6 protein-coding genes and 3 pseudogenes are annotated in these 9681 nt (G+C 51.9%); 5 read left to right on the top strand and 4 right to left on the bottom strand.

From position 1 onward, the window contains the following. The first annotated feature begins 383 nt into the window (after positions 1 to 383). The 5 genes and pseudogenes from ACUU1I_RS17480 to ybdG all read left to right on the top strand — a co-directional run bounded on the left by ACUU1I_RS17480 (position 384) and on the right by ybdG (position 4351). Positions 384 to 1502: pseudogene (locus ACUU1I_RS17480) on the top strand (YbdK family carboxylate-amine ligase). Between the two features lie 65 nt (positions 1503 to 1567). Next, positions 1568 to 1816, top strand: coding sequence for a DUF1158 domain-containing protein (locus ACUU1I_RS17475; RefSeq protein WP_000682519.1), 249 nt, complete (start codon positions 1568 to 1570; stop codon positions 1814 to 1816). Between the two features lie 64 nt (positions 1817 to 1880). Beyond that, positions 1881 to 2249, top strand: coding sequence for an MmcQ/YjbR family DNA-binding protein (locus tag ACUU1I_RS17470; RefSeq protein ID WP_000360958.1), 369 nt, complete (start codon positions 1881 to 1883; stop codon positions 2247 to 2249). A gap of 93 nt (positions 2250 to 2342) precedes the next feature. Further along, complete coding sequence (gene nfsB, locus ACUU1I_RS17465; protein WP_000351489.1) at positions 2343 to 2996, top strand: oxygen-insensitive NAD(P)H nitroreductase; 654 nt, start codon at positions 2343 to 2345, stop codon at positions 2994 to 2996. Between the two features lie 107 nt (positions 2997 to 3103). Beyond that, positions 3104 to 4351, top strand: a complete 1248-nt coding sequence (gene ybdG, locus ACUU1I_RS17460; protein ID WP_001153148.1) for a mechanosensitive ion channel YbdG — start codon at positions 3104 to 3106, stop codon at positions 4349 to 4351. A 67-nt stretch (positions 4352 to 4418) separates the two neighbouring features. On the opposite strand, the gene pheP is transcribed toward ybdG, so the two are convergent. From pheP to ACUU1I_RS17440, 4 genes and pseudogenes are all read right to left on the bottom strand, one after another. Beyond that, positions 4419 to 5795: a phenylalanine transporter gene (pheP, locus tag ACUU1I_RS17455; RefSeq protein ID WP_000786325.1), complete on the bottom strand. Its 1377-nt coding sequence runs from the start codon at positions 5793 to 5795 to the stop codon at positions 4419 to 4421. A 100-nt stretch (positions 5796 to 5895) separates the two neighbouring features. Continuing rightward, positions 5896 to 8959 (bottom strand): annotated as a pseudogene (cusA, locus tag ACUU1I_RS17450) (Cu(+)/Ag(+) efflux RND transporter permease subunit CusA). Positions 8960 to 9042: 83 nt separating this feature from the next. After that, a pseudogene (locus tag ACUU1I_RS17445) lies at positions 9043 to 9486 on the bottom strand (efflux RND transporter periplasmic adaptor subunit); the annotation flags it as partial. Positions 9487 to 9577: 91 nt separating this feature from the next. After that, positions 9578 to 9681: umuD domain protein (locus tag ACUU1I_RS17440; protein ID WP_449144866.1), on the bottom strand; the 104-nt coding region annotated here is incomplete at its 5' end.

Raw genomic sequence — 9681 nt, 5'->3', positions numbered from 1 at the left:
GGTTGATAGAAATATCTCCTGGGGCTTCATCTTTCCAGACCTCAGAGTAAACCTGAAATCGGAAAGCTTCAGGCACCCGCAGTTATCTTACCCTTCCTCAACAAAATAGCTGTTTATTTATACAGCAAATCCTGTTTCGGACTTCTCACTCCCCATTTGATCAACTGAAGCTGAACCCGTTTTTTTCTGCATGCCTCAATCGTCAAAATTCTTCGCCACCAGCCAGCTCTGCCATAACTTGCCACATTGAAAAAGTAGCCAAAGTGCTTCAGGCACCATCAGTTCACCATCACCAAAAAAAAGAAACATTCCAGAACTTCCGCATCTCGCCCAGCCGCTCCGACTTCTATACTGAATAGAAAACGTCAACTTAAGAGAAACCTATGCCATTACCCGATTTTCATTTTTCTGAACCTTTTACCCTCGGTATTGAACTGGAAATGCAGGTGGTTAATCCGCCGGGCTATGACTTAAGCCAGGACTCTTCAATGCTGATTGACGCGGTTAAAAATAAGATCACGGCCGGAGAGGTAAAGCACGATATCACCGAAAGTATGCTGGAGCTGGCGACGGATGTTTGCCGTGATATCAACCAGGCTGCCGGGCAGTTTTCAGCGATGCAGAAAGTCGTATTGCAGGCAGCCGCAGACCATCATCTGGAAATTTGCGGCGGTGGCACGCCCCCGTTTCAGAAATGGCAGCGTCAGGAGGTATGCGACAACGAACGCTATCAACGAACGCTGGAAAACTTTGGCTATCTCATCCAGCAGGCGACCGTTTTTGGTCAGCATGTCCATGTTGGCTGTGCCAGTGGCGATGACGCCATTTATTTGCTGCACGGCTTGTCACGGTTTGTGCCGCATTTTATTGCCCTTTCCGCCGCGTCGCCATATATGCAGGGAACGGATACGCGTTTTGCCCCCTCACGACCGAATATTTTTTCCGCCTTTCCTGATAATGGCCCGATGCCGTGGGTCAGTAACTAGCAACAATTTGAAGCCCTGTTTCGCTGTCTGAGTTACACCACGATGATCGACAGCATTAAAGATCTGCACTGGGATATTCGCCCCAGTCCTCATTTTGGCACGGTGGAGGTTCGGGTGATGGATACCCCGTTAACCCTTAGCCACGCGGTGAATATGGCGGGATTAATTCAGGCCACCGCCCACTGGTTACTGACGGAACGCCCGTTCAAACATCAGGAGAAAGATTACCTGCTGTATAAATTCAACCGTTTCCAGGCCTGTCGCTATGGTCTGGAAGGCGTCATTACCGATCCGCACACTGGCGATCGTCGACCGCTAACGGAAGATACCTTGCGATTGCTGGAAAAAATCGCCCCTTCAGCACATAAAATTGGCGCATCGAGCGCAATTGAAGCACTGCATCGCCAGGTCGTCAGCGGTCTGAATGAAGCGCAGCTGATGCGCGATTTCGTCGCCGATGGCGGCTCGCTGATTGGGCTGGTGAAAAAGCATTGTGAGATCTGGGCCGGTGACTAAGCCGGGAATTGCCTTACAGAAGAATATCCCTGACAATGGTGTTTTAACTTATATTTAACAATGTTATGAAACACCCTTTAGAAACCTTGACCACCGCAGCAGGCATTTTGCTGATGGCTTTCCTCTCTTGCCTGCTGCTGCCCGCCCCCGCACTGGGGCTGACGCTGGCACAAAAACTGGTGACCATGTTCCATCTGATGGATCTTAGCCAGCTTTACACTTTATTGTTTTGTCTGTGGTTTTTAGTGCTGAGCGCTATTGAGTATTTTGTTCTGCGCTTTATCTGGCGACGCTGGTTCTCGCTGGCGGATTAAACGTCGATTATCGCCGAACTTCGCGGCATACTTTGCTTATTCTCCTTCGCCTAAAGGAACGTTTATGGATAAGCAATCACTGCACGAAACGGCGAAACGCCTAGCTCTTGAGTTACCCTTTGTCGAGCTTTGCTGGCCTTTTGGCCCGGAGTTCGATGTTTTTAAAATTGGCGGCAAGATTTTTATGCTGTCGTCGGAGCTACGCGGCGTCCCCTTTATCAATCTGAAGTCCGATCCACAAAAATCCCTGTTAAATCAGCAAATATACCCAAGCATTAAGCCAAGGTATCACATGAATAAAAAGCACTGGATTTCGGTGTATTCCGGCGAGGAAATCTCCGAAGCGTTACTTCGCGATCTGATCAACGATTCGTGGAATCTGGTGGTTGATGGTCTGGCTAAACGCGATCAAAAAAGAGTGCGTCCAGGCTAAAGCGGGAATCTATAGCGCATTTTTCTCGCTTACCATTTCTCGTTGAACCTTGTAATCTGCTGGCACGCAAAATTACTTACACATGGAGTCTTTATGGATATCATTTCTGTCGCCTTAAAGCGTCATTCCACTAAGGCATTTGATGCCAGCAAAAAACTTACCCCGGAACAGGCCGAGCAGATCAAAACGCTACTGCAATACAGCCCATCCAGCACCAACTCCCAGCCGTGGCATTTTATTGTTGCCAGCACGGAAGAAGGTAAAGCGCGTGTTGCCAAATCCGCTGCCGGTAATTATGTGTTCAACAAACGTAAAATACTTGATGCCTCGCACGTCGTGGTGTTCTGTGCAAAAACCGCGATGGACGATGCCTGGCTGAAGCTGGTTGTTGACCAGGAAGATGCCGATGGCCGCTTTGCCACGCCGGAAGCGAAAGCCGCGAACGATAAAGGTCGCAAGTTCTTCGCCGATATGCACCGTAAAGATCTGCATGATGATGCAGAGTGGATGGCAAAACAGGTTTATCTCAACGTCGGTAACTTCCTGCTCGGCGTGGCGGCGCTGGGTCTGGACGCGGTGCCCATCGAAGGTTTTGACGCCGCAATCCTCGATGCAGAATTTGGTCTGAAAGAGAAAGGCTACACCAGTCTGGTGGTTGTTCCGGTAGGTCATCACAGCGTTGAAGATTTTAACGCTACGCTGCCGAAATCTCGTCTGCCGCAAAACACCACCTTAACCGAAGTGTAATTCTCTCTTGCCGGGCATCTGCCCGGCTATTTCCCCTCAGATTCTCCTGATTTGCATAACCCTGTTTCAGCCGTCATCATAGGCTGCTGTTGTATAAAGGAGACGTTATGCAGGATTTAATATCCCAGGTTGAAGATTTAGCGGGTATTGAGATCGATCACACCACCTCGATGGTGATGATTTTCGGTATTATTTTTCTGACCGCCGTCGTGGTGCATATTATTTTGCATTGGGTGGTACTGCGGACCTTCGAAAAACGTGCCATCGCCAGTTCACGGCTTTGGTTGCAAATCATTACCCAGAATAAACTCTTCCACCGTTTAGCTTTTACCCTGCAGGGAATTATCGTCAATATTCAGGCGGTATTCTGGCTGCAAAAAGGCACCGAAGCGGCAGATATTCTGACTACCTGCGCGCAGTTGTGGATCATGATGTATGCGCTGCTTTCAGTCTTCTCGTTGCTGGATGTTATTTTGAATCTGGCGCAGAAATTCCCGGCGGCATCTCAGTTACCGCTGAAAGGGATATTTCAGGGGATTAAACTGATCGGCGCAATCCTGGTCGGCATTTTGATGATCTCGCTGCTGATTGGTCAGTCGCCAGCGATTCTGATCAGCGGTCTTGGTGCAATGGCTGCCGTGCTGATGTTGGTATTTAAAGATCCGATTCTTGGTCTGGTGGCAGGTATTCAGCTTTCCGCGAACGATATGCTGAAACTGGGCGACTGGCTGGAAATGCCGAAATACGGCGCGGATGGCGCGGTGATCGATATTGGGTTAACCACCGTCAAAGTGCGTAACTGGGACAATACCATTACCACTATTCCCACCTGGTCTCTGGTTTCTGACTCCTTTAAAAACTGGAGCGGGATGTCAGCATCTGGCGGGCGACGTATTAAGCGCAGTATCAGTATTGATGTCACCAGTATTCGTTTTCTTGATGAAGACGAAATGCAACGTCTGAATAAAGCGCATTTGTTAAAGCCTTATTTAACCAGCCGCCATCAGGAAATTAATGAGTGGAATCGCCAGCAAGGTTCTACGGAGTCGGTATTAAACCTGCGCCGAATGACCAATATTGGAACCTTTCGTGCCTATCTGAACGAATATCTGCGTAACCATCCGCGGATTCGTAAAGATATGACCTTAATGGTACGCCAACTGGCTCCAGGTGATAACGGTTTACCGCTCGAGATCTACGCGTTTACTAACACCGTGGTGTGGCTGGAATATGAAAGCATTCAGGCTGATATATTCGATCACATATTTGCGATTGTCGAAGAGTTTGGTCTGCGACTTCATCAGTCGCCAACCGGCAATGATATTCGCTCTCTGGCGGGTGCATTTAAGCAGTAATTAAAAAAACCGCTCTCATCGAATGGATGAGAGCGGACATCGTTTTGTCGGATGTAGCGTGAATGCCTTATTTCCGACGCAGCGTTTTAAATGCCACAAACAGGAATACAATCCACACCGGCAGCAGGATCGCTGACAAGCGCATATCATCCATCGTGCACATCAGCAGCAAAATCATGCCGAGGAAGGCGATGCAAAGATAGTTGCCGAACGGATAGAGCAGCGCCTTAAACTGTGTTTCACGCCCCTGACGTCGCATCGCCGCGCGAAAACGCAGATGCGCCAGGCAGATCATAATCCAGTTCAACAGCAACGTTGCTACCACCAGCGTCATCAGCAGACCAAACGCTTTTTGCGGCAGCAGATAGTTGATTAACACCACCAGCGAAGTGATCGCTCCGGAAAGCATCAGCGAGTTAATCGGCACACCGCGACGGCTGACGCGAGTCAAAAACTTCGGCGCATTACCCTGCACAGAAAGGCCAAACAGCATGCGGCTGTTAGAGTAAACCCCGCTGTTATACACCGACAGCGATGCCACCAGAATGACGAAGTTCAGCGCAGAAGCTACCACATTGCTGTCGAGATTATGGAAAATCATCACAAACGGGCTACTGTTGGATTTCACTTCCACCCACGGATAGAGTGCCAGTAAAACCACCAGTGAACCGATATAAAACAGCAGGATGCGATACACCACCTGATTTACCGCTTTTGGAATGCTTTTTTCCGGATCGCGCGCTTCAGCGGCTGTAATCCCAATCAGCTCCAGACCGCCGAAGGAGAACATAATTACCGCCAGCGACAAAATCAGCCCATTCCAGCCGGTGGCGAAGAAACCACCGTAGCGCCAGAGGTTGTCGATACTGGCTTTCTCGCCGCCGTGACCAGAAAACAGCAGCCACAGGCCAAAGCCGATCATACCGATGATCGCCAGCACTTTAATCAGCGCAAACCAGAACTCGGTTTCGCCATATAAGCGCACGTTCACCAGGTTAACGGCGTTGATGATAATAAAGAAGGCGGCAGCCCAAATCCACGTTGGAACATCCGGGAACCAGTACTGCATATAGATGCCCGCAGCGGTCAGCTCTGCCATTCCCACCAGCACGAACATTACCCAGTAGTTCCAGCCAGAGAGGAAGCCCGCAAACGGTCCCCAGTATTTATAGGCAAAGTGGGCAAATGAACCGGATACCGGCTCTTCGACCACCATCTCGCCAAGCTGGCGCATAATCAGGAAAGCGATGATCCCGGCGACGCCGTAGCCCAGCAATACAGCCGGACCCGCCATCTGAATCGCCGGGCCAATGCCAAGAAACAGACCAGTACCAATTGCGCCACCCAGCGCAATCAGTTGAATATGACGGTTATGTAATCCGCGATGAAGCGTCGGCTCTTGATTCGACGCAGTATCTTCCGATACGGTTGACGCGTTTTTCACGCCTTTCCCCTGTGTGTCTTTTTTGTTGAGGGGCACCTTTTAACATTTAGTGCCCATCGTCGCAAGACACAATCCACACGGTTAAACGAGGTATCCTGCTTTAATTCCGTACCCGATGTCGGTGCAGCCACATCAGCTTATACGCCGCCGGGATAATAAACAGCGACAGCAAAGGTGCGGTGATCATGCCGCCAATCATCGGGGCGGCAATCCGGCTCATCACCTCTGAACCAGCCCCCGTTCCCCACAGAATCGGCAGCAGACCGGCGATAATCACCGCCACCGTCATCGCTTTCGGGCGCACGCGCAGGACCGCGCCGTGATACAACGCCTCATCCAGCTTCTGCTCGCTGAATGTTTGTGGATTATTCAACGACGGCTCGGCCTCTATGGCGTGACGTAAATACATCAGCATCACCACGCCAAATTCGGCGGCGACCCCGGCAAGGGCAATAAAGCCGGTACCCGTCGCCACAGAAAGATGAAAGCCCATCCACCACAGTAACCAGATGCCGCCCACCAGCGCAAACGGTACGCTGCTGATAATCAGCAACGCTTCGCCCACCCGACGGAATGCCAGATACAACAGCACGAAGATGATCATCAGTGTCATCGGCACCATGAGTTTCAGCTTATGGTTGGCGCGCTCCAGTAGCTCGAACTGCCCGGAGAATGCCACGCTGGTGCCCGGTTTTAACTGCACTTTTTCAGCTATCGCTTTTTGCAAATCGTGAACCACCGACACCATGTCACGATCGCGGGCATCGATATAAATCCAGCTCGTCGGGCGCGCATTCTCGGTTTTCAGCATCGACGGTCCGGTAGAGACTTTAACGTCGGCCACGTCTGCCAGGGTGATTTGCTGCTTCATCGGCGTCAGGATCGGCAACTGGCGCAGTGCCTGCGGACTATCGCGCCAGCTTTGCGGATAACGCAGATTAATTGGATAACGGGCAATCCCTTCAACCCTTTCGCCAACCATCGCCCCGCCCACCGCAGAAGTCACAAACAACTGCACATCCGCCACCGTCATACCGTAACGTGCGGCTTTTTCACGGTTAATCTCAACGTTGATATAGCGCCCACCTTCCAGCCGCTCGGCAAGCGCAGAAGCTACGCCTGGCACCGTTCGCGCCACTTCTTCAATTTGCTCAGCCATCGCGTCGATATCCGCCAGCACAGTGCCGGAAACTTTAATGCCGATGGGGCTTTTAATGCCGGTTGAGAGCATATCGATACGGTTACGAATTGGCGGCACCCACAGATTCGCCAGCCCCGGCAGACGCACGGTGTTATCCAGTTCCTCAATGATTTTGTCCATTGTCATGTCTGGCCGCCACTGATCCTGTGGCTTAAGCTGGATGGTCGTTTCTACCATCTCCAGCGGAGCAGAATCGGTGGCGGTTTCCGCTTTCCCGGTTTTGCCAAATACCCGCGCCACTTCAGGTACGCTCATAATTAGCTTGTCGGTTTTTTGCAGCATACTCGCCGCCTCTGCTGCGGAAATCCCCGGCAGCGTCGATGGCATATACAACAAGTCGCCTTCATTGATCTGCGGTAAAAATTCCCCGCCAACTTTATTGAGCGGCCAGAGAACCGTCAGCACCGAAAGCGCCGCCACCAGCAGCGTGGTTTTCGGCCAGTGCAGTACTTTCAGCAACAGCGGATGATAAACACGAATCAAAAAGCGATTGAGCGGATTACTGCTTTCCGGCGGAATTTTGCCACGGATCCAGTAACCCATCAGGATAGGGATCACTACGATCGCCAGCAGCGCCGCACCCGCCATCGCATACGTTTTGGTGAACGCCAACGGGCCAAACAGACGCCCTTCCTGCCCTTCCAGGGTGAAGATCGGGATAAACGACAACGTGATAATCAGCAGACTGATAAACAGCGCCGGCCCCACTTCAACAGACGCATCGGTGATCACCTGCCAGCGCGTTTTATTATCCAGCGTGGCGTCAGGATGCTGGTGCTGCCACTCTTCCAGCCGTTTATGCGCATTCTCGATCATGACGATAGCGGCATCGACCATCGCCCCGACGGCAATCGCAATGCCACCCAGCGACATAATATTGGCATTCAGCCCCTGGAAGGGCATGACAATAAAAGCAATACACAACCCCAGCGGCAACGAAATAATCGCCACCAGCGCCGAGCGCACATGCCAGAGAAACAGCGCGCAGACTACCGCCACCACAATAAACTCTTCCAGCAACTTGCCGCTGAGGTTGTCGATGGCCCGGTCAATGAGCTGGCTGCGGTCGTATGTTGTAACTATCTCCACGCCTTCCGGCAGACTACTTTTCAGCGTTTCCAGTTTGTCCTTCACGGCGGCGATCACTTCTCGGGCGTTTTTGCCGGATCGCAGGATCACCACCCCGCCCGCCACTTCGCCTTCGCCGTTTAATGCCCCGGCGCATCTCCGGGCCAATCTGGACCTTCGCAACATCGCGCAGATAAACGGGCACGCCATTTTCACTGGCTTTTAAAACGATGTGATTAAAGTCGTCGAGCGTTTGTAGATAGCCGCTGGCGCGCACCATATATTCTGCTTCCGCCAGTTCGATTGACGAACCGCCCGCTTCCTGGTTTGAAGCATCCAGCGCGCTTTTTACTTCGGCGAGACTGATGCCATACTGCGCCAGGCGCTGAGGATCGATAACCACCTGATACTCTTTCACCACACCGCCTACCGACGCCACTTCCGCAACGTCAGGAATGGTTTTCAGCTCATATTTGAGAAACCAGTCCTGCAATGAGCGTAAATCGGCAAGATCGTGCTTACCGCTGCGATCCACCAGTGCATATTCATAGATCCAGCCAACACCCGTGGCATCTGGTCCCAGCTCGGCGCTGACTCCCGCAGGCAGCTTACCCTGTACCTGGTTGAGGTACTCCAGCACCCGCGAACGCGCCCAGTACGGATCGGTGCCATCTTCGAAAATGACATACACATAAGAGTCGCCAAACTGCGAGAAACCACGCACAGTCTTCGCGCCAGGCACCGACAACATGGTGGTGGTTAGCGGATAAGTCACCTGATTTTCAACGATTTGCGGTGCCTGGCCGGGATAGCTGGTTTTAATAATCACCTGCACATCGGAGAGATCCGGCAACGCATCCACTGGCGTATTAATGATGGTCCAGGTGCCCCAGATGCTCAGAAACAACGCGCCCATCAGCACCAAAAAACGGTTCGCCACCGAGCGACGAATAATCCATTCAATCATTGGTTATTCCCTCAATGCGCATGGGTAGCACTTTCAGAGCGCATCCGCTCCAGTGCGCCAGAAATATTGGCTTCGGAATCAATCAGGAACAGGCCGCCGGAAACCACCTTTTCACCTTCCGCCAGACCAGAGCGTAATGCGGTGACGCCTTGCGATGCCTGGAAAACAGCAACGCGTTTCGGTACAAAGCGCCCGTCGGCATCAACGGTAATCACCCGCTGTTCGTTGCCGGTATCAATCAGCGCCTCGTCGGCGTTGTCGACTTCCAGACGCAGCTGCAGCGTGCGGGTCGCGGCATCCACGCCAGGTAGCAGCGTCCATTTGCGGATGGTGAGTGTTTTATCCGGTCGCGCCGGAACGGTGAGGGTAAACTGCGAGGCATCTTTCACCAGCCAGGCGATGGACTCCGGGATCGCAGCAGTGACCCACACCGGGTCCATACCCTGAATTCGCGATTACGCGCAATACCCCTGAGAACCGCCATGAACAAGGGTTTCATGATTTGTGATTTTAGTTTAGTACGCAATTTGGTACACAACACTATTTTCACTTCAGCGGGTAGTCATCAAACTCACCATAACGAGCATCGTTGATGATGTATGTGATCACCACAAATATCACATCTGGACTAGTTCCGTCTTCATGCGCAG

It is taken from the genome of Shigella sp. SIG3 (genome assembly GCF_053555855.1).
Note: the sequence above shows the minus strand (reverse complement) of the source record. Positions and strands in the feature narration are given on the sequence as shown.